Below are 23,568 nucleotides of genomic sequence, written 5' to 3' on the forward strand. Positions count from 1 at the left end.
TGGCTTTGGGTAAAGGGTTGTCTTCATCGCCGGCAAGCCGGCTCCCACAGGGTGTGGTTGGCGCTGCACCAGTGGGAGCCGGCTTGCCCACAACCATAGAATCTCCCACAGCGCGTCTACATTTCTGAAGCCAGTGCAGCCCGAAGGGCTGGGCGATCTTCCTCAGGGCTGGTGGGGGCTTGCCGGCGAGGGTTCAGGAACGCCTCGGTTGCCCATACGCCTGGCTGATCCGGTCGATGACCATCGCCAGTGCGACGATCGCCAGCCCGGCCTCGACCCCTTGGCCGACATTCAGCGTCTGGATGCCGGCCAACACATCTTCGCCCAACCCCCGGGCTCCGATCATCGAGGCTACCACCACCATCGACAGTGCCATCATCACCGACTGGTTCAGCCCAGCCATGATGCTCGGCAAGGCCAGGGGCAGGGCAATGCGCCGCAGTCGCTGCCAGCGGTTGGCACCCAGGCCATGGGCGGCCTGCAGCAACGAGGGGTCGATCTGCGCCAGGCCCAGCTGGGTCAGGCGCACCAAGGGCGGCAAGGCATACACCAGGGTGGCGAACACGGCGGGCACCTTGCCCAGGCCGAACAGCATCAGCACCGGGATCAGGTAGACGAATGCCGGCAGGGTCTGCATCACGTCGAGCACCGGCAACAGCAGGCGTCGAGCCAGTGGCCGGGTCGCCAGGACGATTCCCAGCGGCACGCCCACCAGTACACACAGGCCCGTGCTGACCAGTACCAGAGCCAGCGTCTGCAGCAGCTTGTCCCAAAGCCCGAGCATGCCGATCAGGGCCAGCAAGGCGCACAGCACCACCGCTCGCACCAGGCTACGGCTGGCATGCCAGGCGAGCAGGCCCACCATCAGCAGCAACAGCCACCACGGCAGCAGGCGCAAGCCGTTCTCCAGGCCTACCAGCACCTGCAATAGGTGGTCCGAGAGGTGACGCAGCTGGTTGCCGTAATGCAGCACCAGCCAATCGACCAAGCGGTTGACCCATTCGGCGAAAGAAAATTGCAGCGCTTCGGGAAAGCCTGCGCTCACAGCGCGCCCTCGACCTTCGCTGCGGCCTCGGCAGGCAGCCAGGCCTTCCACACCGCCGGGTTGTCTCGCAGGAACGACAGGGCCGCGTCACGCGGCGGCTGGCGGGTTTCGCTCATCCACGCCAGGGCCTTGTTCAGGCGCTCGATCGGCAGGTCGACCTTCTCGAATACCGCGACCAGGTCCGGGTATTGCTGGCGGAAGGGCGCCGACACGCCGATCGACAGCTTCGCCGGCAATGAGCGGCTGCCCTTGGGCGCCGGATGCTTGGCATCGGTCAGCGTGGCCCAGGCCGCGGCGTCGAAAGGCGGCTCCTCCAGGCGGACCAGGTCGTAGCGCCCCATCAGCGGCGTCGGGCTCCAGTAATAGAACAGCACCGGCTGGCCGCGCCGGATCGCCGAGCCGATCTCCGCATCCAGGGCCGCGCCCGAACCGCTGCGAAAGTTGTTATAGAGGGTGTCGAGGCCATAGGCCTTGAGCTTCTGGCTGTTGACCGTCTCGGACGTCCAGCCGCTGGGGCTGTTGAGGAAGCGGCCTTTGCCCGGGTTTTCGGGATCACGAAATACCTGCGGGTAGCGCTTGAGGTCCTCGACGGTACGCAGGTCTGGGGCCAGCGGTGCCAGGTTGCGCTCTGGGTCGCCCTTGATCACATAGGCCGGCACCCACCAGCCTTCCTCGGCATTTTTTACCGTGTCGCCGAGGGCGAATACCTGGCCCGCTTGCTCGGCCTTGACCCAGGCAGGGCTGCGCCCGGCCCATTCCTCGGCGATCACCTGCAGGTCGTTGCGTGCCAGGGCAACCTCCATGCTGACGGTGCTGCCCGGCAACGTATCGGTGGGGTAGCCGTAACCGTGCTCGACGATCAGCCGCAGGATCTCGGTGGTCAACGCGCCACTTTCCCAGCCTATGGCGCCGAAGTGGATGGGCGTGCGTTCGTCGGCTGCGGCACTGTCGGTGCTGGTCAGGCCGAAAGTGAGTAACAGGCCGGCCAGCAGCGCAGGAATCTTCTTCATGTTTGCCTCTAGGTTGCCAGTCCTTGGGTTGGGGCAAGTGTAGACGACGAAGGTTCGACACCTTGGCTGGCGCGGCTCAATGTCCATGGAGCCTTGGTGCGGTTGGATGCTGAGGGGAGGGCGGTTCTACTCGGCACCCGATGAGCTGTAAAAGGTTGGGGCGCTTTGCGCCCCGATAGCAGGACAACCGTTGCTGAAGAAGGCTGAGTGAGCACTCAGACGCGGAACTGGTCCATCAGCCCTTGTTGCTGGTTGGCTAGATCATTGAGCGACTGGCTGACACGTGCCGACTCGTTGGCCTGGCCCGACAGCGATTCGGTGACATCGCGAATGGTCGCGACATTGTGGTTGATCTCTTCGGCTACCGCGCTCTGCTCTTCGGCGGCCGAGGCGATCTGCAGGTTCATGTCGGTAATGACGGTCACTGCCTGGCCGATGCGTTGCAGTGCGGTGACTGCCTGCCCGACCTGCTCGACGCCGCCCTGGGCCTGGCGGTGGCTGTTGTCCATGGCGCCGACCACTTCCTGGGTGCCGGCCTGCAGTGCTTCGATCACCTGGCGGGTCTCTTCCACCGACTCCTGGGTGCGCCGGGCCAGGTTGCGTACCTCGTCGGCGACCACCGCAAAGCCGCGCCCGGCCTCACCCGCCCGGGCGGCCTCGATGGCAGCATTGAGGGCCAGCAGGTTGGTCTGCTCGGCTATCGAGCGAATCACCTCCAGCACCGAGCCGATCTTCTCGCTGTTCTGGGCCAGGCCTTCGACCTGGGCCATGGCGCCGCTCATGTCGGCGGCCAGCGCATCGATGCGGGTGGTGGTGCGGTCTATCACCGCCAGGCCTTCGCGGGTAGCCTGGTCGGCCTCTCGCGCGGCTTGGGCGGCCTGGGCGGCGCTACGCGCTACGTCCTGGGCGGTGGCGCTCATTTCATGGGAGGCGGTGGCTACCTGGTCGACCTGGCGGTACTGCTGTTCCATGCCGGCGCTGGTCTGGGCGGCGATGGACGCGGACTGGTCGGCCGTGCCTCGGGCGGCCTGCACCGAGCGTTTGACCTCAGCGATGGTCGGTTGCAGCTTATCGAGGAAGCGGTTGAACCAGCCGGCCAACTCACCCAGCTCGTCGCGCTTGTCGTAGGCCAGGCGGCGGGTCAGGTCGCCTTCGCCGCTGGCGATGTCCTTGAGCATGGCGGCAACACCGAGAATCGGCCGGGTGACACCGCGGGCCATCAGCCATACCAGCAACAGCCCCACGATCGCCACGGCCAAACCAAGGCCTAGCTCGAGCAAGGTGCCGCTGGTATTGAGGGCATCGAGTTCCTGTTTGAGCGCTTCGGCCGGGCCGGTCAGGGCGCTCTGCGGCACATCCAGCAGCACCCCCCAGGGCTTGCCGCCCGGGATCGGCTCGAAGGCAGCCAGCACCTTCAGGCGCTGTTCGTGGTGCATGACCTGCAGCTTGCCGCCTGGCAGCTTGCGCACCAGTTCACCGCCCTGGGCCGGGTCGACCTGGTCCAGGCGCTGGGCCAGCTTGCCGGCGTCGGCGCTGTAGCCGGCCAGAAGGCCAGCGGGGCTGAGAATGCCGACCGTGGTACGGCCTTCGTAGAGACTACGGCTGGCGCGCTCACTCAGGGCTTGAAGGCTGTTGAGGTTGATGTCGATGGACAGGGTGGCGATGACTTTGTCTGCCACGATCAACGGGAACACGATGCTGGTCATCAGCACCTGCTGGCCATCGATGGTATAGAAGTACGGCTCGCTCACGCACACCTTGCGGGTGCTACGCGGGCATACCCACCACGTGTTGGCCGGCTCGCCGCTGGGGCCGATCTCGGTGTTGGCCATGTCCTGTTCCGGCAACGCCATGGACGTCAGCTGACCGGCGCGCGGCTGCGACCAGTACAAGGCAAAGCGCCCGGTTTCGTTACTGCCCAGCTCGGCCTGGCCGTTGAACAGGCTGTCCTTGCCATCCAGCGCGTTAGGCTCGAAGACCAGCGACAGGCCGAGCAGGTCCGGGTTGGCCTGCAGCGCAGCGCGCACCTGCCGGGTCATGTCCTCGCGCAGGTCATAGGCGTCGAGAAAGCGTTTCTCGGCCTGTTCACGCAGGAACAATACCTGGCGGGCGAAACCGGCGCCGTACTGGTAGGCATCCATGAACTGGCGGCGGATATCCAGGGCCTGCACCTCGCCCTGGGACTCGATGCGCGCCTGGGCCGACTCGGTGAGCATCTGCATGCTGCTGGCCTTGACCAGGTCCGAATTGTGATCCATGCGGTACAACGACAGACCGATCAGCACCGTGACGATGGTCGCCAGGCACAAGCCGGCCAACAGAGTGATCTTCCACTGGATGGAAAGTTGACGCAAAGGCATTTGGGGATCCCTTGTAAGAGGTCTTGGCCTATGCCAGCCGGTCTTGTCGTGGCTGCTGTGACCCTTCCATCGCAGGCCTAGGAGCGGGCTTGTCCCGAGATGACCGCACAGCAGCCCGGCCGATCGGCAGCAGGGCCTGGGGCTGCCCTTTATGTCGGCGAATCGATCCCTTTCTTTATCCAAGCGTTCAATAAAAAAGCTGTATTTTCAGGCGCTTCTGACACGCGTCGCGGGTTTGACCGCTTTGACAAGCGCCCAGGTGTGCTTCAGAGTGTGCGCCCTTCATAACAACATCCCCTGGCCCGGCCACTGCCCGCAGGCAGCCTGTCGCCGGCGCACTCGCTTTTCGTCTGTCGTAACGAGGTAAACCACACCATGAATGCAGTCATTGCCGCGGTCGGTGTCATGCTTGTCTTGAGCCTGTCCCGCGTGCATGTGGTCATCGCCCTGATCGTCGGTGCCCTGACCGGTGGCCTGGTCGGCGGCCTGGGTACCGAAGGTACGCTGAAGGCCTTCAACAGTGGCTTGGGCGGTGGTGCCACGGTGGCGCTGTCCTACGCGCTGCTCGGCGCCTTTGCCGTCGCTATTGCCAAGTCAGGCCTGGCCCATGCCCTGGCCGACCGCGCCTTGGCGATGGTCGATCGGCAAGGGCATGCCGACAATGGTGCGCTCAAGTGGGTGCTGGTCGGCCTGATGCTGGTGGTGGCTGTCTGCTCGCAGAACATCCTGCCCATCCATATCGCCTTCATCCCGCTGTTGGTACCGCCGCTGCTGTACGTGCTGACCCGCCTGCGCATCGACCGGCGGCTGATCGCCTGCGTGATCACCTTCGGCTTGATCACCCCGTACATGTTCCTGCCGGTAGGCTTTGGCAATATCTTCCTCAACGAGATCCTGCTGGCCAACGTTGCGCGTGCGGGTGTGGACGTCAGTGGCGTCAACGTCACCCATGCCATGGCCATTCCGGCAGCGGGCATGCTCGCCGGCTTGTTGCTGGCCGTGTTCGTCAGCTACCGCAAGAAGCGCGACTACGACCTGGGCCGCATCGAACAGGTCGAGCAGGTCAGCGTGCGCTACAACCCCTTGACCCTGCTGGTGGCCGGTGCCGCGATCGCTGCGGCGTTCATCATCCAGCTGTGGCTGGACTCGATGATCATCGGGGCCATGGTGGGCTTTCTGATCTTCTCGCTGTCGGGCATCGTGCGCTGGAAAGACACCGACGACCTGTTCACCGAAGGCATGAAGATGATGGCCATGATCGGTTTCATCATGATCGCCGCTTCGGGCTTCGCCGAGGTGATGAAGGCCACGGGTGAAGTGAACGGCCTGGTCGAGGCTTCGGCACAGTGGATCGACCACAGCAAGGCTGTCGGCGCCTTGCTCATGTTGCTGGTAGGGCTGCTGGTGACCATGGGCATCGGCTCGTCGTTCTCCACCGTGCCGATCCTGGCGGCGATCTTCGTGCCGCTGTGCGTGCAACTGGGCTTCGACCCGCTGGCCACCGTGTGCATCGTGGGCACCGCCGGAGCGTTGGGCGATGCCGGCTCGCCTGCATCGGACTCCACCCTCGGCCCGACGTCAGGGCTGAACGTGGATGGCCAGCATCACCATATCTGGGACACCGTGGTACCGACCTTCATCCACTACAATCTGCCGCTGCTGGCGTTTGGCTGGTTGGCGGCGATGGTGCTCTGAGCCCGCGGCTGATAGCTAGCTCGCCCCTTGTGGCAGCGAGCTGTCTTGAGTTGCTTGCCCCGGTCCTATCGCTGGCAAGCCAGCTCCCACAGGTACGGCGGTATCTCTGAAGACAGCGCAGGCCTTGTGGGAGCGGGCTTGCCCGCGATCAAGGGCGAAGCCCTTGCCAGGCGACGGTGATATCGGGCCCGGCCCAATCGCGGGACAAGCCCGCTACCACAGGGGGCGGCGCTAGCCGCTTGTCCTTTGTGCGACAGCGCAGCCCGAAGGGCTGGGTTATCTCCCACAGGGCCTGATGGGCAATTGTCTTGCGGAGTGTGAAGCTCTACGGTTTCTGGATCGGTTTGCGCTGCTCAGCCACGGCTGGGCGGTGGCGAGATGCGATTGAGCACGATGCTGCCATCCTGGCTACGCGTCAGATAGACCGGCAGCACTTTGGGCAGGTTGTCCACCAGGCGTTCCACCTCGTCGATGCTGTACACCCCGCTGATGCGGATCTTGCCCGTGCCTTCGTCAGCCAGGCGCAAGGGGTTGTCCAGGTAGCGGTTGATCACCGGCAGGGCTTCGGCCAAGGTAAGGTTGTCCAGGATCAACTTGCCGCTGCGCCAGGCCAGGCTGTTGCCAGCCTCGTCGCTTTGCGCCAGTGCAGGCTCGAAGTCGCCGGTGCGGTAGCTGGCCTGCATGCCAGGGCCAAGGCGGTAGCCGTCATCGGCGCCATGGCTGGTGACCAGCACCGAGCCTTCCACCAGCGTCACCTTGACCTGATCTTCATGTTTCCAGACATTGAACTGGGTCCCGGTGACCCGGGTCTGGCCGCTGCCTGCCCGGACGATGAACGGGTGACGGCTGTCGTGCTTGACCTTGAAGAACGCCTCGCCCTTGACCAAGGTGACCTGACGCCGGTTCTTATAGTTCAGGTAGCGCAACTCGGTGTGCAGGTTGAGCTCGACCACGCTGCCGTCGCTCAGGGTCACTTGCCGTAGCCGGCCATCGCTTTCGAAGTGCTGGTAGCGGCTAGGCAACCAGCCTTGTTCCCAGCCGACCCAGCCAGCCAGGGGCAGGGCGAGCAGAAACACCGCTGCGGCCGAGGCCAGCGGGCGCCAGGAGCGCTGGCGCACCACAGGCCGGGCACCCGGGTTGAAGTCCACCACCGTGGCGGTAGCGGGCAAGAGCTCGGCGGTGTGCCAGATGTCCTGCATCGCCAGGTACTCCTCCCGATGCCGCGGATCGGCCGCCAGCCAGCGCTGGAATGCCTCGCGCTCGGCTGCCGTGCAGTCGTCGGCATGCAGCCGCATGCACCAGTGTGCGGCTGCGTCGGCGAGGGCATCGTCGGGGTTGGGGGTCAAGCGATCGTGGTTCATTGCGGCTCCCGGTTTTGCGCATTCTACCCTCGACCGGGGAGTGTCGAGAACCGAGATAATGGCAAACGACTATCAGATGCCCGTTTTTTCATCGCGATTCCGGCGGATTGATACAGCGTATTGACGAAAATTTACATAGCACGCTAATCAAGGCTTTGACATTCACTGCCTAGGCAGTAATATTTCTACACATATTGCTCGGGCCTTCGCCATGTCTCATTTCTCTCCGGAAAACTTCCAGACCTGCACCATCGGCATGCTCCTGGGCCGCGCCGCGTTGCTCAAGGACCGCATCCTCGATTGGCACCTGGAAGCAGACGGCGTCACCGCCGCGCAGTTCAAGGTGCTGATCATCGTCACCCAGTACGAGGTGGATACCCCAGCCGAACTGTGCCGCTACCTCGGCCTGGACAGCGGTTCGATGACGCGCATGCTCGATCGTCTCGAGCAGAAGGGCCTCATCCTGCGCAACCGTTGCCCCGAGGACCGCCGCCAGGTCCGCCTGGCGTTGACCGACGATGGCCAGCGCCTGGCCGACCGGCTGCCGGAGATCGGAGCGGCGGCAATGAACGAGCTGGTCGGCGCATTGCAGCCTGAGGAGCTCAAGACCCTCGAAAGCCTGCTGGCCAAGGTGCTGCTGAGCGCCGGCGACCCCCTGACGATTCGCCGTTTCGGCGACCGTTGACCCTGTAACGACTCTTCCCAAGGTTATTGTCATGGCCTCTTCCGCTGATACTTCCACCCCAGCACCTGCGCCGGACAACACGCGCAAGCGCAAGGCCTGGCTGCTGGGCCTGCTACTGGTGCTGATTCTGGCAGGCGCCGCTACCTGGGCATGGTATGCCCTGGTCGGGCGCTGGCATGAAAGCACCGACGACGCCTACGTCAACGGCAACGTGGTGGAAATCACGCCGCTGGTGACTGGGACCGTTACCAGCATCGGCGCCGACGATGGCGATCTGGTGCACGAAGGCCAGGTGCTGTTGCGTTTCGACCCCGCCGACAGCGAGGTGGCGCTGCAGGCCGCCGAGGCCAAGCTGGCGCGCACCGTGCGCCAGGTGCGCGGGCTGTATAGCAATGTCGATGCCCTCAAGGCGCAATTGCAAACCCGCCAGGCCGAGTTGCAAAAAGCCCAGGACAACTACCGGCGGCGCAAGGTGCTGGCCGACAGCGGGGCGATCGCGGCCGAGGAGATTTCCCATGCCAGGGACGATCTGAGCGTCGCCCAGAGTGCCTTGAACAGTGCTCGTCAGCAGCTCAATACCAGCGCCGCGCTGGTCGACGACACCGTGGTGTCTTCCCACCCTGAAGTCATGGCTGCCGCCGCGGACCTGCGCCAGGCCTACCTCGACCATGCCCGTACCACACTGGTGGCGCCGGTCACCGGCTACGTGGCCAAGCGTACCGTGCAATTGGGTCAGCGCCTGCAGCCGGGTGTGGCGACCATGGCGGTGATTCCCCTGGACCAGGTATGGATCGATGCCAACTTCAAGGAAACCCAGTTGCGCGACATGCGCATCGGCCAGCCGGTGGAGATTTCCGCCGACCTGTACGGCAGCGACGTGAAGTACAGCGGCACGGTCGACAGCCTAGGTGCCGGTACCGGCAGCGCGTTTGCCCTGCTGCCGGCACAGAATGCCACCGGCAACTGGATCAAGATCGTCCAGCGGGTACCGGTGCGTATCCACCTGAACCCTGAGCAGCTCAAGCAACACCCGCTGCGTATCGGCCTGTCCACGGTGGTCGAGGTCGACCTGCATGACCAGAGCGGCCCAGCCTTGGCCCAACAACCCCCGCAGCAGGCCAGCTATGCCACCCAAGTGTATGACCGCCAGCTCGTCGAGGCGGACGACCTGATCGCCCGGCTGATCCACGAAAACAGCGCCAGCGGCAAGACGGCCCAGCGATGAGCAACAACGCGCCCGCACAGTTCACTCCGCCGAGCCTGCTGCTGACCACCATCGGGCTGTCGCTGGCCACCTTCATGCAGGTGCTCGACACCACCATTGCCAACGTGGCCCTGCCGACCATCTCTGGCAACCTCGGCGTGAGCTACGAGCAGGGCACCTGGGTGATCACCTCGTTCGCCGTGAGCAACGCCATTGCCTTGCCGCTGACTGGCTGGCTGAGCCGACGCTTTGGTGAAGTGAAGCTGTTCATCTGGGCCACCTTGTTGTTCGTGCTGGCGTCATTCCTGTGCGGTATCGCCCAGTCGATGCCGGAGCTGGTGGCGTTTCGTGTGCTCCAGGGGGTGGTCGCAGGCCCGCTGTACCCCATGACCCAGACCTTGCTGATCGCCGTGTACCCGCCCGCCAAACGCGGCATGGCGCTGGCCTTGCTGGCCATGGTCACGGTGGTGGCGCCGATTGCCGGGCCGATCCTCGGCGGCTGGATCACCGACAGCTACAGCTGGCCGTGGATCTTTTTCATCAACGTGCCTATCGGCCTGTTCGCCGCCGCCGTGGTGCGCCAGCAGATGCGTACGCGGCCGGTCACCACCAGCCGCCAGCCGATGGACTACATCGGCCTGCTGACGCTGATCATCGGCGTTGGCGCCCTGCAGGTGGTATTGGACAAGGGCAACGACCTGGACTGGTTCGAGTCGTCGTTCATCATCGTGGGCAGCCTGGTCTCGGTGATATTCCTGGCGATTTTCGTGATCTGGGAGCTGACCGATCGCCACCCGGTGGTCAACCTGCGGCTGTTCGTGCACCGCAACTTTCGCGTGGGCACCTTGGTGATGGTCGGTGGCTACGCTGGGTTCTTCGGCATCAACCTGATCCTGCCGCAATGGTTGCAGACGCAGATGGGCTACACCGCCACCTGGGCGGGCCTTGCGGTGGCGCCGATCGGCCTGTTGCCGGTGGTCCTGTCGCCCTTCGTCGGCAAGTATGCGCATCGGGTCGACCTGCGCCTGCTGGCCGGCCTGGCCTTCCTGGCGATCGGTGCCAGCTGCTACATGCGTGCTGGCTTCACCAACGAGGTGGACTTCCAGCACGTGGCCCTGGTGCAACTGTTCATGGGTATCGGCGTGGCGCTGTTCTTCATGCCGACCTTGAGCATCCTGCTGTCGGACCTGCCGCCGCACCAGATCGCCGACGGCTCGGGGCTTGCGACCTTCCTGCGTACTTTGGGCGGCAGCTTCGCCGCGTCGCTGACCACCTGGATATGGATCCGTCGCGCCGAGCAGCACCATGCCTACCTGAGCGAGCACATCAGCGAGTACGACCCGGCCACCCAGCATGCCCTGGGGCAGCTGGGTGGGGCCAACCCGCAGAGCTATGCGCAACTGGAGCGTATCCTCAATGGCCAGGCCTACATGATGTCGACGGTGGACTACTTCACCTTGATGACCTGGGTGTTCGCCGGCCTGATCTTGCTGGTATGGCTGGCGCGACCACCGTTCACCGCCAAGGCGGCGCCGGCCTCGGCTGGGCATTGACGGCTGCGCGAACTGTGTGGAGCGGGTAGGCCCGCTCCCGTAGGCCCTGCGTCAGCCGCTTTTCCCATGCGCTTCTCAAGGGCATTCACAAGCATTGCCTTTTCCCCTATTGTCGGGAATCCATTCCCAAAGCAATTGGCGGATTCATGGAGAAGGTCATCGTCATCACCGGTGCCAGCCGTGGCATCGGCGCTGCCACGGCGCTGCTGGCGGCACAACAGGGCTACCGCATCTGCATCAACTACCACGCCGACGACCAGGCCGCCGAACAGGTGCTGGCCCAAGTGCGCGCGTTGGGCGCTACGGCCATCGCCGTGAGGGCCGATGCCAGCGTCGAGGACGAAGTGTCCCAGCTGTTCCATCGCGTCGACCAGGAGCTTGGCCCGGTTACCGCGCTGGTCAACAACGCCGGGACCATCGGCCAGCAGAGCCGGGTCGAGGAAATGTCAGAATTCCGCCTGCTCAAGGTGATGAAGACCAACGTGGTCGGGCCGATGCTGTGCGCCAAGCATGCCCTGTTGCGCATGGCTCGGCGCCATGGCGGGCAAGGCGGGTCGATCGTCAACGTGTCGTCGGTCGCGGCACGTCTGGGTTCGCCCAATGAATATGTCGACTATGCGGCCTCCAAGGGCGCGCTGGATACCTTCACGCTGGGGCTGGCCAAGGAAGTGGCGGGCGAGGGCGTACGGGTCAATGGCGTACGCCCTGGGTATATCCATACGGGCTTTCATGCCCTGAGCGGTGACCCGGACCGCGTGGCCAAGCTCGAGCCTGGCCTGCCCATGGGACGAGGCGGGCGGCCAGAGGAAGTGGCCGAGGCGATCATGTGGCTGCTGTCGGACAAGGCGTCCTATTCGACGGGCAGCTTCATCGACCTTGGGGGAGGACGCTAGTGTCCTGGCAGGTCGGTCAGAATGACCTGATGATTTTCCCCAGCGTCTCCATGGCCTGTTCTGCCGTGTCGTGCCAAGGGCTGCCATAGTTCAGGCGAATGCAATTTCCAAAGCGTCGGGTCGGCGAGAAGATCGGCCCTGGGGCAATGCTGATGCCCTGGGCCAGGGCCAAGTGGAACAGCTTGAGGGCGTCCATCTGCTCGGGCAGTTCCAACCACAGGAAGTAACCGCCGGTGGGGTGGCTGACCCGTGTCTGGGCCGGGAAGTGCCGGGCGATTGCGGCGAGCATGCTCAGTTGCTGGCCCTCCAAGGCATAGCGGAGCTTGCGCAAATGCCGGTCGTAGCCGCCGTGCTGCAGGTAATCGGCAATGGCCGCCTGGGCCGGCATCGAGGCGCACAACGAGGTCATCAGCTTGAGCCGTTCGATCTTCTGAGCGAAGCGCCCGGCCGCCACCCAGCCGATGCGGTAGCCGGGTGCCAGGCTCTTGGAAAATGAGCCGCAATGCATCACCAGCCCGTCGGTGTCGTACGCCTTGGCCGGCTTGGGCGCTTGCTGCGAGTAATAGAGTTCGGCGTAGACATCATCCTCGATCAGTGGCACCTGGTGGCGGCGCAACAGGTCGACCAGCGCCTGCTTCTTCGCTTCGGGCATGCTGGCTCCCACCGGGTTCTGGAAGTTGGTCATGCACCACACGGCCTTGATCGGATGTTTGTCCAGAGTCTGTGCCAACGCTCCCAGGTCCATGCCTTCGCGTGGATGGACCGGAATCTCCACGGCTTTGAGCTTGAGCCGTTCCAGGACCTGCAGGCAGGCATAGAAAGCCGGGGCTTCGATGGCCACCAGGTCGCCGGGCTGGGTCACCGCCTGCAAACAAAGGTTCAGCGCTTCCAGCGCGCCGTTGGTGATCAGTAGTTCCTCCATCGGTAACATCAGGCCGCCGACCATGTAGCGCAGGGCGATCTGCCGACGCAACTGCGGGTTGCCCGGTGACAGGTCGGTGACCACCATGTGCGGGTCCATGGTGCGGCTGGCGCTGGCCAGGGAGCGCGACAGGCGTTGCAGCGGGAACAGCTCGGGGCTGGGGAAGGCCGACCCGAACGGCACGGTGTGCGGGTCCTTGATCGAGTCGAGGATGGAAAACACCAACGCACTGACATCCACATCGGTGGACTCGCTGACCGATGCCTGACTCAGGGGCTCGCTGAACTGGCGTGGCGCATGGGCATTGACGAAATAGCCCGAGCGCGGCCGGGCACGGATCAAGCCGCGACGCTCGAGCAGGTAGTAGGCCTGGAACACCGTGGACGGGCTTACGCCGTGGGTCTGGCTCGCGTAGCGCACCGAGGGTACCCGCTGGCCAGGGGCGAGCACGCCGGAGCGGATCAGTTCGGCAATGTCGTCGGCGAATCGTTCGTAGCGTTTCATCGTGGCTCGGCAGGCAGGTGACACATCAGTGTAAGGGATCAGCGGTTCAGCGGGGCGACGAACCGGCTATGGGCCTGGCTGCAGGCCGATGGCGCGCCAGTTGCGCAGACTTCGAAGGTCAGCTCCTGGGTGCTGTTGGCCGGGCGGTCGGTGAGCATGGCGACCGACACCGGCAGTTCGTGCATTTCGCTAGCGGGAATAGAGAATACGGTTTTAGCGTTCAGCTCGAAGCCCTCGGCATGTACCAAGCGCAGGTGGTACTGCCGCGGCTGTTGGGTCTTATTGATGATCTTGAGCAGGTAGATGTTCTCGATCCGGCCCTGGGCGTTTTCGCGGAACAGGCCGCGGTCCTTGATCACATCCAGCGACACCATCGGGCGCATGTGCAAGGCTATGCCCAGAGCGCCGACCATCAGCAGCAGGGCGCTGGCGTAGCCGAGCAAGCGCGGGCGCAGCCAATGGGTCTCGCCACCTTGCAGCTTGTGTTCGGACTTGTAGCCGACCAGGCCGCGGGGGTAGCCCATCTTGTCCATCACGCCGTCGCAGGCATCGATGCAGGCGGCGCAGCCGATACAGGCCATCTGCAGCCCATCGCGGATATCGATTCCGGTGGGGCAAACCTGTACGCACAAGGTGCAGTCGATACAGTCGCCTAGGCCCCGGGCCTCTAGGTCGCTGCCTTTCTTGCGCGAGCCACGGGCTTCGCCACGGCGCGGATCGTAGGCTACCGCCAGGGTGTCCTTGTCGAACATCACGCTCTGGAAGCGCGCGTAAGGGCACATGTGCAGGCATACGGCTTCGCGCAACCAGCCGGCGTTGAGGTAGGTGGCTGCGGTGAAGAACGCCACCCAGAACAGTGCCACGCCGCCCAGTTGCAAGGTGAAGAGTTCGGCGGCCAAGGGGCGAATAGGGGTGAAGTAACCGACGAAGGTCAAGCCGGTGACCACGCCAATAGCCAACCACAGGCCATGCTTGAGGCTGCGACGGGCGACTTTCTCGAGGCTCCAGGGGGCCGCGGCGAGCTTGATGCGTTGGTTGCGATCGCCTTCGCTGACTTTTTCGCACCACATGAACAGCCAGGTCCAGACGCTTTGTGGGCAGCTGTAGCCGCACCACACGCGGCCGGCGAACACGGTGATGGCGAACAGGCCGAAGGCGCAGATGATCAGTAGCGCCGACAGTAGGATAAAGTCCTGCGGCCAGAACGTGGCGCCGAAGATATGGAACTTGCTCTCGGACAAGTCCCAGAGCACCGCCTGGCGGCCATTCCAGTTCATCCAGGCCGTACCGAAGAACAGCACGAATAGCGCACCGGCAAAGCCGATGCGCAGGTTGCGGTACAGGCCGGTAAAACTGCGGGTGTGGATGCCGCTGTCATCCAGGGCTTTGCGCTTTTTTACTGGCGCGGCAACCTCGATGACCTGGCAAGGGATTCTATCGCTCATGGCGCGGTGCTCTTCTGGCTCGATCAGGCCCAACCACTATGAGACGTGATCTGTTTTCAGCACAGGCTCAGGTAAAACGATAAAAACCGTATCAGATGGCCGTGGATTGTCACACAGCCCCTAGATAACGGAGCCTGGCGCACTGCTCTTCAGGTGCCTGCGGCTATCTATCGCACCGGCCACGGTAAGCGCGTCGGCTTCGGCCTCGGTGATGGGGACGCGTTGGCCGGCGAGCAGCGCCACGGACATGCGCAGCTGTTCATCGGTAATGATCTCGATGTCCGGGCCTTCGGCCTCGATGCGCAGGTCCTCGCCGATCAGCGTGCAGCGGCGGGTGGTTTCATCGATTTCAATGGGCATGGCGAATTCCTCTTATGGCGGTCATCGGTTGTGACCGCGCCAGGTTCGCGGTTGCTGCATCGTTCCGCTCGGCGGGGCCGATCGCACTCCGAGCAGGCGCAACGGTCCATCGTTGTGAGCGCAGCGGCAGGCGCCTGGCACGCGTTGCGCTGGGCTGCCCCTGTTGGGGCGTTGCAGAACCTGGGAGGCATAGCATGGAACCCTGGTGGCACACGATATGGCAGGCCATACAGGCCGAGTTCGCGGATATCGCCGATCAGCGCGAGGTTACTCAGGTTCTGGTGCGCCTGATCATGGCGGCGCTTCTGGGCGCGGTGCTGGGTTTCGAGCGTGAGCACAAGGGCAAATCGGCCGGCGTGCGCACGCATATGCTGGTCTCCCTGGGGGCAGCGCTGTTCGTGCTGGCGCCTAGCATGGCCGGGGCGGACGAGCAGGCATTGAGCCGGGTGATCCAGGGTATCGTCGCGGGCATCGGCTTTCTCGGTGCCGGTACCATTCTCAAGGGAAACGGCACGGACACCAGCCATGTGAAAGGCCTGACCACCGCAGCCGGGTTGTGGATGACCGCTGCCATCGGTACCGCCGCCGGCACGGGGCGCGAGGCCACGGCAGTGATCAGCACGGTGCTGGCCCTGTTGGTGCTGGGCAGCATGCCGGTGCTGGTGGAGAAGATCGAGGGCGAGGAGGAGAAGCAGGAGGGGGATGACAGGAAGCACTGAGGGGAGCCGAAGCTCCCCTCATAAGCGTTGTTGCTTGCTCTTTTTTATTATTGGAGACTGGCCTGTTGTTGTTTTTGTCAGCCTTCGCCTCTGTACTGCGGGTGGCCCCCACTCGGGGCACAAGAGCAAACGTATTTTTTTGAGCGCCGACCTGCCTTCATCATTGCTGATCCGATCCTGGCTGCCGCTACCTGAAGGTAGTTTTATTGTTCTGTGTCAGACCGCGGGGCGAACCCCTGAAAAGCGTGTTTACTCCAAAAAAATCTGCTTGCTACGCCTCTGCCGTGTTGTTCTTGTTATGTCAGAGCCGTTACCTGTTGTTTTTATTGGGTGTCACGTTTTTGTTCTTGTTATGCCAGAGATAAAGCAGATGGCGTGCCAACTTTTTAAAATCCTTTAAAATCAATGGCTTAGGTGAAAATGAAAAAAACAGGGCACCTGAAAATATGCCGATTTGTTTCCCTGTTACCCGATTTTTCGCTGGCAAACGTGGGGGAGGTAACACTCCACCCACACGAATGTGACACCTCGATGACCTATTGTGCGCTACGGGCACGCGCCACCCGCGACCCATTGTCGCGGCCCAGGACTGTGCTGATACGCTGCCCGGCAGCGATCAGTTGCGCAAGGTCGATGCCAGTCTCGATGCCAAGGCCCTGCATCAGATACACCACGTCCTCGGTGGCGATGTTGCCGGTAGCGCCCTTGGCATAGGGGCAGCCGCCCAGCCCCGCGACCGAGCTGTCGAACACCTGGATGCCTTCGAGCAGGCTGGCATAGACATTGGCCAGGGCCTGGCCATAAGTATCGTGGAAATGCCCGGCCAGCTGTTCGCGCGGCACTTGGGCCGAAACCACCTCGAACAACCGGCGGGTGTCGCCAGCGGTACCCGTGCCGATGGTATCGCCCAGGGAAACCTCGTAGCAGCCCATCTCGTGGAGTGCTCGTGCCACTGGGGCGACCTGCTCGACACTGACCTTGCCTTCATAGGGGCAGCCCAGCACGCAAGAGACATAGCCGCGCACGCGTACCCCGTGGTTGCGCGCTGCGTCCATGATCGGCTCGAAGCGCTTGAGGCTGTCGCTGATCGAGCAGTTGATGTTGCGTTGGGAGAACGCCTCGGAGGCGGCCGCAAATACCGCTACCTCCTTGACGCCGGCCGCCAGGGCATCTTCGAACCCTCGCAGGTTGGGTGCGAGCGCGGCATAGGTCACCCCTGCACGCTGCCTGATCGCGGCGAATACCTCGGCCGAGCCGGCCATCTGCGGCACCCACTTGGGCGAGACGAAACTGCCCACTTCGATATAGGACAACCCAGCATCGGTCAGGTCGTCCACCAGGCGAACCTTGTCGGCGACGCTGATGGGCTGGGCTTCGTTCTGCAGGCCGTCGCGTGGGCCGACTTCGACCAGGCGGACTTTCTGGGGCAATGACATGGTGGGATTCCCGTGGCGGATCAATGGCTGTTGTTGTGGTTCTGTTTGTTCAGGGTGGCGGCCAGGGCCTGTTCACAGCGCTCCTGGGCGGTATCCAGCTCCAGGTGCATTTGTTGGATGTCGAGCATCTGCTGTTCCAGCTGGGCACGACGTTCGGCGATCTTGGCGAGCATGCTGGTCAGTTGCTTGAGGTTGCCGCCGCTGGGGTCGTACAGCTCGATCAGCTCGCGACACTCGGCCAGGGAAAAACCGATGCGCTTGCCGCGCAGGATCAGCTTCAGGGTGACCTTGTCACGCGCTGAATAGATGCGCTCCAGCCCTCTGCGCTCAGGGCTGAGCAGGCCTTGTTCCTCGTAGAAGCGGATCGCGCGGGTGGTGATGTCCAGTTCGCGGGACAGGTCGGAGATGCTGTAGGTCTGGCTGCTCATGCTCGGGCTCGGAAGAGTGGATAGCCGTAAGCTAAAGGCAGGTTGACGTTTACGTCAAGCGAGCCGTCCCGGGCTTGTCCCGCGATTGGGCCGGACCAGATATCACCGTCGCCTGGCAAGGGCTTCGCCCTTGTTCGCGGGGCAAGCCCGCTCCAGGTGCGGGGCGGGGAATACTATCTATCCAGCAGGGACACCATCTCCCGATAACCACGCTGGCGCGCATGTTCCAGCGCCGTCACGCCATCCTTGTCGGCGATCGTCGGGTCCGCTCCGGCCGCCAGCAGACGACGCACGATCTCCACGTGACGTGGTCCGCCGTCGCCGAGAATCACCGCTTCGAGCAGGGCGGTCCAGTGCAGCCGGTTGAGGTGGTCCACGTCGACACCGGCATCGATCAGCATCTGCACGGTCTCGACATGCCCGCGCTCGGCAGCGGGAATCAATGCCGTGCCGCCGTAGCGGTTGGTGCTCTTGAGGTCGGCCCCGTGATCCAGGGTCAGGCGCAGGATGTCGTTCAGGCCGCGGGCACCGGCATACAGGTAAGGGCTGTCCTGGATGTGGTCCTTGGCGTTGACGTCGGCACCGGCTTCGATCAGTACCTTTGCCGCCTCCACACGGTTGGCGTGGGTGGCGACCAAAAGGGCCGTGCGGTCCTGGCTGTCGCGGGCATCCACGGCGGCCCCTTGGTCGAGCAATTGGCGTACAGCGGTGGCATCGCCACGTTGGGCGGCATCGAGCAATCGGATATCCATGGCAGAGGTCTCGGCGTGGACGGCAAAGCTGGTGAACAAGGCGAACAGTGCAGTGGCGAACGGCAAGCGCATGGGCTGGGCTCCTGATTGACCGGCTTTCATCCTAGGAAAACCACATACAGGCTTGGAAGTTAATTATCCGCATGGCATGCAGTGCATTTGTTGATGCGAGTCGTTTTGCGGTTTTTTACGCAGGCTCGACTAAAATCGCTGTTTTTGGCATGCGTTGCCCATCGGATTACAGGACGTCACGCTTGAAAAGGCCTTCGCACACACTGTTGCTTATCCTCTGCGGCTTCCTGGCCCTGACCGGTTGCGGCTTGGGCGGACGGGCAGGGCAGCCCTCCCTGCCACCTGCACCGGAACTTGCATCCGGCTATCGCGCAGGCCTGGTACCTACGTATGCCAGCCGCCATATGGCGGCGGCGGCCAACCCGCTGGCCAGCGAGGCGGGGCGGGCCATGTTGCGGGCCGGTGGCAGCGCCATCGATGCGGCCATCGCCATGCAGGCGGTACTCACCCTGGTCGAGCCGCAGTCCAGCGGTATCGGCGGCGGGGCGTTCATCCTGTATTGGGATGGCCGGCACGTGCAGGCTTTCGATGGTCGCGAAAGCGCCCCGAGTGGTGTTACCCCAAACCTGTTCCTCAAGCCCAACGGCAAACCAATGGGCTTCAGAGAGGCCCAGATCGGCGGGCGTTCGGTCGCAGTGCCGGGTGTGCTGCGAGCATTGAAGCTAGCCCATGAGCAGCATGGCCGGTTGCCGTGGCGCGACCTGTTCGCGCCGGCCATCGAGCTGGCACGAACGGGCTTTCCGGTTTCCAGCCGCCTGCATGCATTGCTGGCCTCCGATGCCTTCATTGCCGATTCGCCGAGCATGGCCCGGTATTTTCTTGATGCCCAGGGCAAGCCACTGGCAGTCGGCGCGCTGCTGAAGAACCCCGAGCTTGCCCATACACTGGAACTGATCGCAGCCCAGGGGCCCGATGGGTTCTACACCGGGGAGATCGCAGAGGCGATGGTGGCGGCTGTGCGTGATCACGCCAATCCCGGCTACCTGTCGCTCGAAGATCTGCGGCAATACCAAGCCAAATCGCGTACTGCCTTATGCGGCCCGTACAAGGCCTGGCGTATCTGCGGCATGCCGCCGCCGTCTTCCGGCGCGGTCGCCGTGCTGCAGACCCTCGGCATCCTCGAAGCAGTGCAAACGGCGACGCCTCGGCTGGACCTTGCAAACATGCCGCCCGTGCCGGTGCCCTCGGTGGCGGGGCTGGAGCCGACCCCCATGGCGGTTCACCTGATTGCCGAGGCAGAGCGTCTGGCCTACGCCGACCGCGCCCAATACCTGGGCGACAGCGACTATGTTCCGGTCAATACCCAGGGCCTGCTCGACAAGGCCTACCTGGCCAAGCGCGCCAGGTTGATCGGGGCGCAGAGCATGAAGCACGCATCGGCCGGTTCTCCGCCTGGCGTGGACCTGTCGCTGGCCCCGGATCGCTCGCCGTTGCGAATCGCCACGTCCCATGTTTCGGCCGTCGACGAGCAGGGTGGGGCCATCGCCATGACCACCTCGGTGGAAGCCGCGTTCGGCTCGCATCTGTTCGTCAAGGGGTTCGTTCTGAACAACCACCTTACCGACTTCTCCTTCGTGCCGAGCGAAGGTGGCAGGTTGGTCGCTAATCGCGTCGAGCCGGGCAAGCGGCCATTGTCGTCCATGTCGCCAACCTTGGTGTTTTCCCGCCAGAGCGGCGAGCTGGTGGCCAGCCTCGGCTCGCCCGGTGGTTCGCAGATCATCGGTTACGTGAACAAGGCATTGATCGGCCTGCTGGATTGGCAGCTCGACCCCCAGCAAGCCATCAACCTGCCCAATTTCGGCAGCCGCAACCTGGGCACCGAGGTAGAGGCCGGGTTGGTCAGCCCCGGGTTGGTGCACGAACTCGAGCTCCGCGGGCACGACGTTACGCCCATGACGATGACCAGCGGCACCCAGGTCATCCTACGCACGGTCGATGGCTGGTCGGCCGGCGCCGACCCGCGTCGCGAAGGGGTGGCGCTGGGCGACTGATCCTTTGGGCGCTGTTGCCCGCCATGGGTAGGCGTGCTAGAAATCGGGCCTGTCATTCATAAGTTGAATAGCTCTATGTCTATTAGCGTTAAATCGAATAGGGCTCTGTTCGACCTGGACCTGTTGCGTGCCATTGTCGTGGTGGCCGACTGCGGCAGTTTCACCACCGCCGCGGCACGCCTGCACTCGACTCAGTCCACCATCAGCCAGAAAGTGCGTCGGCTGGAAGACATGGTCGGCCATCGCCTGCTGGTGCGAGGTAACCGCGATGTGCTGCCCACCGATGCGGGGCAGACACTGCTCGGCTATGCCCGCCACATGCTCGCGCTCAATGACCAGATGCTCGAAGCCCTGGCTGGCGCCATGGTGGGCGTGACGGTGCGCCTAGGCGTCCCCGAGGACTTCGTGGGTGGGCGCACCACCAATGCCTTGTCGGCATTCAGCCGACGCCATCCTGAGGTCAAGCTGGAAGTGACCAGCGGGCTGTGCCGCGACCTCAGCCAGGCCTACGACAACGGTGAGCTGGACCTGGTGCTGCTCAAGCAGCGCCGCAACGCTCGCGAGGGCGTGGCCTGCTGGCCGGAACGCCTGCAGTGGATCGACAGCGTGCGGACCCCGGCCTTCGAGCTGGACCCTATTCCCTTGGTGACGTTCCCACCCCGGGGGCTGTACCGGGACGACATGATCACTGCCATTGAGGGGATGGGCCGGCGATGGCGCATCAGTTTCACCAGCTCCAGCCTGAGCGGGATACAGGCTGCAGTGGCCGATGGCATGGGCATCAGCCTGCTGCCGCCGCGCGCGGCGACGGCCGAGCACAGGGTGTTGGGAGCAGGGCAAGGGCTGCCGGAAGTGGACAGCTACGAGATCGTGGTCGTACACCGGCCCACTGCGGATGCCATGGTGCGGGCATTGGGTGACGTACTGACGGAGCTTCTCGCGGCCCATGAAATCTGAAGGTGCAACTTTCTGTGTTCATTGGGTGGTGCTTTTTCAGGCAATTCCTACACAAAAGGTGCAACCACTCCTCGGTCAGGGCTATGCAAGTGCAACCTGATCGGCGCACAATCGCGCCCCTCTTTTTCGGTTGAGGTGCGCGAAGCCCCGTGTTTCGCCACTCTCAGCCTGTTGCAGTCTTGCGAGTGGAGTTGCACCCGGAATGAATGAGCAGGCCCCAAGCGTCGAACAGCGCTTCGAAGAATCGACCCCCGCCACCCTTGGCAGCTGGTCACGACAAGATACCACCTGGATGCTGGGCCTGTTCGGCACGGCGATCGGTGCAGGGACCTTGTTCCTGCCGATCAATGCCGGCCTCGGCGGTTTCTGGCCGCTGCTGATCCTGGCCGTGCTGGCCTTCCCGATGACCTACTATGCCCACCGTGGCCTGACCCGTTTCGTCCTTTCCGGGCGCAGTGGCGACATCACCGAAGTGGTGGAAGAACACTTCGGGCTCAAGGCCGGCGCCTTGATCACCGTACTGTACTTCTTCGCCATCTTCCCCATCCTGCTGATCTACAGTGTGGCCCTGACCAATACGGTCAGCAGCTTCATGGAGCACCAACTGCACATGACCCCGCCGCCGCGGGCGATCCTGTCGTTCGTATTGATCCTGGGCCTGTTGGCGATCGTGCGCTGCGGCGAGCAGGCCACGGTCAAGGTCATGAGCCTGCTGGTGTACCCGTTCATCGTCGCCCTGGCGTTGCTGGCCCTGTATCTGGTACCCCACTGGAACGGCGGCATCCTGGACAGCGCCACCGCGCTGCCGACCGGCTCGGCTTTCCTGCATACCCTGTGGCTGGCGATCCCGGTGATGGTGTTCTCCTTCAACCACTCGCCGATCATCTCGGCCTTCGCGGTCGACCAGAAGCGCCGCTACGGCGAACATGCCGACCAGCGCAGCGGTCAGATTCTGGCCCGTGCCCACCTGCTGATGGTGGCCATGGTGCTGTTCTTCGTCTTCAGTTGCGTGCTGACCCTCAGCAGCGCTCAGCTGGCCGAGGCCAAGGCGCAGAACCTGTCGATCCTGTCGTACCTGGCCAACCACTTCAGCAACCCGACCATTGCCTTTGCGGCACCGGTGATCGCCTTCATCGCTATTGCCAAGTCGTTCCTGGGCCACTACATCGGTGCCAGCGAGGGCCTCAAGGGCATCATCGCCAAGGCTGGTCTGCGCCCCGGTGCCAAGGCCCTGGATCGCATGGTCGCCGCGCTGATGCTGGTGGTGTGCTGGATCGTCGCCACGCTCAACCCTAGCATCCTGGGCATGATCGAGTCCCTGGGCGGGCCGATCATCGCAGCGCTGCTGTTCCTGATGCCGATGTACGCTATCCGCCGTGTGCCTTCGATGCGCAAGTACAGCGGCGCGATGTCCAACGTCTTCGTCGTGGTGCTTGGCCTGATCGCCATGTCTTCGGTGGTCTATTCGGTGGTCAGCAGCCTGTTGGGCTGACCCTGCGAATAAAAATACCTAGGCAGTTTGTTGCTGTCTGGGTATTTTTTTGTCCACAAAAAAATCCAGGAAATAGAACAATTTAACTTTTCCGATAGGCACCTGCGCGCCTTCATGCTTAACTCAGGCTCCTTTTCAAACCCCGTATAAGGATTTCGTCATGGCTCAAGTGACCCTCAAAGGCAACCCAGTTCAGGTCAACGGCAACCTGCCACAGGCGGGCGCCCAGGCACCGGCTTTCTCCCTGGTGGGTGATGGTCTGGCCGACAAGTCGCTGAAGGACTATGCCGGCAAGCGCAAGGTGCTGAACATTTTCCCAAGCGTCGACACCCCGACCTGCGCGACTTCCGTGCGCAAGTTCAATGCCCAGGCCAACGATCTGGCCAACACCGTCGTGCTGTGCATCTCCGCCGACCTGCCGTTCGCCCAGGCCCGCTTCTGCGGTGCCGAAGGCCTGGAAAACGTGCAGAACCTGTCGACCCTGCGTGGTCGTGAGTTCCTGGAGAACTACGGCGTGGCCATCGCCGACGGCCCGCTGGCTGGCCTGGCCGCCCGTGCGGTGGTGGTGCTGGACGAGAACGACAAGGTCCTGCACAGCGAGCTGGTTGGCGAAATCGCCGACGAGCCGAACTACGACGCGGCGCTGGCTGCCCTGAAGTAAGCGCAGCAGGGGCGCTTCGCGCC

20 protein-coding genes and 1 pseudogene are annotated in these 23,568 nt (G+C 63.6%); 10 read left to right on the forward strand and 11 right to left on the reverse strand.

What is annotated here, in order from left to right; genetic code table 11:
* Positions 1-193: 193 nt before the first annotated feature.
* The 4 genes and pseudogenes from ACNFG0_RS18805 to ACNFG0_RS18820 all read right to left on the reverse strand — a co-directional run.
* A complete protein-coding gene (locus ACNFG0_RS18805) occupies positions 194-1,045 on the reverse strand; it encodes an ABC transporter permease (RefSeq protein ID WP_196145333.1) in 852 nt (283 codons plus the stop codon).
* Positions 1,042-2,055: an ABC transporter substrate-binding protein gene (locus ACNFG0_RS18810; RefSeq protein WP_416765980.1), complete on the reverse strand. Its 1,014-nt coding sequence runs from the start codon at positions 2,053-2,055 to the stop codon at positions 1,042-1,044. Before ACNFG0_RS18810 ends, ACNFG0_RS18805 begins: the two co-directional genes overlap by 4 nt.
* 215 nt (positions 2,056-2,270) lie before the next feature.
* A complete protein-coding gene (locus tag ACNFG0_RS18815) occupies positions 2,271-3,026 on the reverse strand; it encodes a methyl-accepting chemotaxis protein (RefSeq protein ID WP_416765997.1) in 756 nt (251 codons plus the stop codon).
* Between the two features lie 102 nt (positions 3,027-3,128).
* Positions 3,129-4,415, reverse strand: a pseudogene (locus ACNFG0_RS18820) (HAMP domain-containing protein); the annotation flags it as partial.
* Positions 4,416-4,790: 375 nt separating this feature from the next.
* Between ACNFG0_RS18820 and ACNFG0_RS18825 the strand changes: the two are divergent.
* Positions 4,791-6,110: a Na+/H+ antiporter family protein gene (locus ACNFG0_RS18825; RefSeq protein ID WP_196145336.1), complete on the forward strand. Its 1,320-nt coding sequence runs from the start codon at positions 4,791-4,793 to the stop codon at positions 6,108-6,110.
* A 353-nt stretch (positions 6,111-6,463) separates the two neighbouring features.
* On the opposite strand, the gene ACNFG0_RS18830 is transcribed toward ACNFG0_RS18825, so the two are convergent.
* Entirely contained in the window at positions 6,464-7,471 is a 1,008-nt protein-coding gene (locus tag ACNFG0_RS18830) for a FecR family protein (RefSeq protein WP_416765981.1), read from the reverse strand.
* A 211-nt stretch (positions 7,472-7,682) separates the two neighbouring features.
* Here ACNFG0_RS18830 and ACNFG0_RS18835 point away from each other — a divergent pair, with 211 nt between their 5' ends.
* The 4 genes from ACNFG0_RS18835 (at position 7,683) to ACNFG0_RS18850 (ending at position 11,806) form a co-directional block, all read left to right on the forward strand.
* Complete coding sequence (locus ACNFG0_RS18835; RefSeq protein WP_416765982.1) at positions 7,683-8,156, forward strand: MarR family winged helix-turn-helix transcriptional regulator; 474 nt, start codon at positions 7,683-7,685, stop codon at positions 8,154-8,156.
* Positions 8,157-8,187: 31 nt separating this feature from the next.
* Positions 8,188-9,381 carry an efflux RND transporter periplasmic adaptor subunit gene (locus tag ACNFG0_RS18840; RefSeq protein WP_196155705.1) on the forward strand — a complete coding sequence of 398 codons (1,194 nt, stop codon included), beginning with the start codon at positions 8,188-8,190 and terminating at the stop codon, positions 9,379-9,381.
* Positions 9,378-10,913 (forward strand): DHA2 family efflux MFS transporter permease subunit, encoded by a 1,536-nt coding sequence (locus ACNFG0_RS18845; RefSeq protein ID WP_196155706.1) that lies wholly within the window; start codon positions 9,378-9,380, stop codon positions 10,911-10,913. The genes ACNFG0_RS18840 and ACNFG0_RS18845 overlap by 4 nt, the downstream gene beginning before the upstream one ends.
* A gap of 146 nt (positions 10,914-11,059) precedes the next feature.
* On the forward strand, positions 11,060-11,806 hold the full coding sequence (locus tag ACNFG0_RS18850) for an SDR family oxidoreductase (RefSeq protein WP_196155707.1): 747 nt from the start codon (positions 11,060-11,062) through the stop codon (positions 11,804-11,806).
* A 16-nt stretch (positions 11,807-11,822) separates the two neighbouring features.
* Here ACNFG0_RS18850 and mapR read toward each other — a convergent pair whose 3' ends face one another.
* The 3 genes from mapR to ACNFG0_RS18865 all read right to left on the reverse strand — a co-directional run bounded on the left by mapR (position 11,823) and on the right by ACNFG0_RS18865 (position 15,037).
* Complete coding sequence (mapR, locus tag ACNFG0_RS18855) at positions 11,823-13,232, reverse strand: GntR family transcriptional regulator MpaR (protein ID WP_196145342.1); 1,410 nt, start codon at positions 13,230-13,232, stop codon at positions 11,823-11,825.
* Positions 13,233-13,270: 38 nt separating this feature from the next.
* Positions 13,271-14,677, reverse strand: a complete 1,407-nt coding sequence (ccoG, locus tag ACNFG0_RS18860) for a cytochrome c oxidase accessory protein CcoG (RefSeq protein ID WP_416765983.1) — start codon at positions 14,675-14,677, stop codon at positions 13,271-13,273.
* Positions 14,678-14,797: 120 nt separating this feature from the next.
* Positions 14,798-15,037, reverse strand: a complete 240-nt coding sequence (locus ACNFG0_RS18865) for a DUF3203 family protein (RefSeq protein WP_196145343.1) — start codon at positions 15,035-15,037, stop codon at positions 14,798-14,800.
* Positions 15,038-15,231: 194 nt separating this feature from the next.
* On the opposite strand from ACNFG0_RS18865, the gene ACNFG0_RS18870 reads away from it, so the two are divergent.
* Positions 15,232-15,756, forward strand: a complete 525-nt coding sequence (locus tag ACNFG0_RS18870) for an MgtC/SapB family protein (RefSeq protein WP_416765985.1) — start codon at positions 15,232-15,234, stop codon at positions 15,754-15,756.
* A gap of 536 nt (positions 15,757-16,292) precedes the next feature.
* On the opposite strand, the gene ACNFG0_RS18875 is transcribed toward ACNFG0_RS18870, so the two are convergent.
* The 3 genes from ACNFG0_RS18875 to ACNFG0_RS18885 all read right to left on the reverse strand — a co-directional run bounded on the left by ACNFG0_RS18875 (position 16,293) and on the right by ACNFG0_RS18885 (position 18,444).
* Positions 16,293-17,192, reverse strand: coding sequence for a hydroxymethylglutaryl-CoA lyase (locus ACNFG0_RS18875; protein ID WP_416765986.1), 900 nt, complete (start codon positions 17,190-17,192; stop codon positions 16,293-16,295).
* Positions 17,193-17,212: 20 nt separating this feature from the next.
* Positions 17,213-17,620 (reverse strand): MerR family transcriptional regulator, encoded by a 408-nt coding sequence (locus ACNFG0_RS18880; RefSeq protein ID WP_196145346.1) that lies wholly within the window; start codon positions 17,618-17,620, stop codon positions 17,213-17,215.
* A gap of 173 nt (positions 17,621-17,793) precedes the next feature.
* Positions 17,794-18,444 (reverse strand): ankyrin repeat domain-containing protein, encoded by a 651-nt coding sequence (locus ACNFG0_RS18885; RefSeq protein ID WP_196145347.1) that lies wholly within the window; start codon positions 18,442-18,444, stop codon positions 17,794-17,796.
* A gap of 149 nt (positions 18,445-18,593) precedes the next feature.
* On the opposite strand from ACNFG0_RS18885, the gene ggt reads away from it, so the two are divergent.
* From ggt to tpx, 4 genes are all read left to right on the forward strand, one after another.
* Complete coding sequence (gene ggt / locus ACNFG0_RS18890) at positions 18,594-20,435, forward strand: gamma-glutamyltransferase (protein ID WP_416765988.1); 1,842 nt, start codon at positions 18,594-18,596, stop codon at positions 20,433-20,435.
* Between the two features lie 75 nt (positions 20,436-20,510).
* Positions 20,511-21,392 carry a LysR substrate-binding domain-containing protein gene (locus tag ACNFG0_RS18895; protein ID WP_196145349.1) on the forward strand — a complete coding sequence of 294 codons (882 nt, stop codon included), beginning with the start codon at positions 20,511-20,513 and terminating at the stop codon, positions 21,390-21,392.
* Positions 21,393-21,594: 202 nt separating this feature from the next.
* The gene (locus tag ACNFG0_RS18900; RefSeq protein WP_196155714.1) at positions 21,595-22,884 is read left to right on the forward strand and encodes a serine/threonine transporter; all 1,290 of its coding nucleotides are present in this window, start codon (positions 21,595-21,597) and stop codon (positions 22,882-22,884) included.
* A gap of 160 nt (positions 22,885-23,044) precedes the next feature.
* A complete protein-coding gene (gene tpx / locus ACNFG0_RS18905; RefSeq protein WP_196145351.1) occupies positions 23,045-23,545 on the forward strand; it encodes a thiol peroxidase in 501 nt (166 codons plus the stop codon).
* The last annotated feature ends 23 nt before the right edge of the window (positions 23,546-23,568 follow it).

Origin of the sequence: Pseudomonas sp. NY15372 (assembly GCF_048068215.1) — a bacterium.
Taxonomy (GTDB): domain Bacteria; phylum Pseudomonadota; class Gammaproteobacteria; order Pseudomonadales; family Pseudomonadaceae; genus Aquipseudomonas; species Aquipseudomonas guariconensis_A.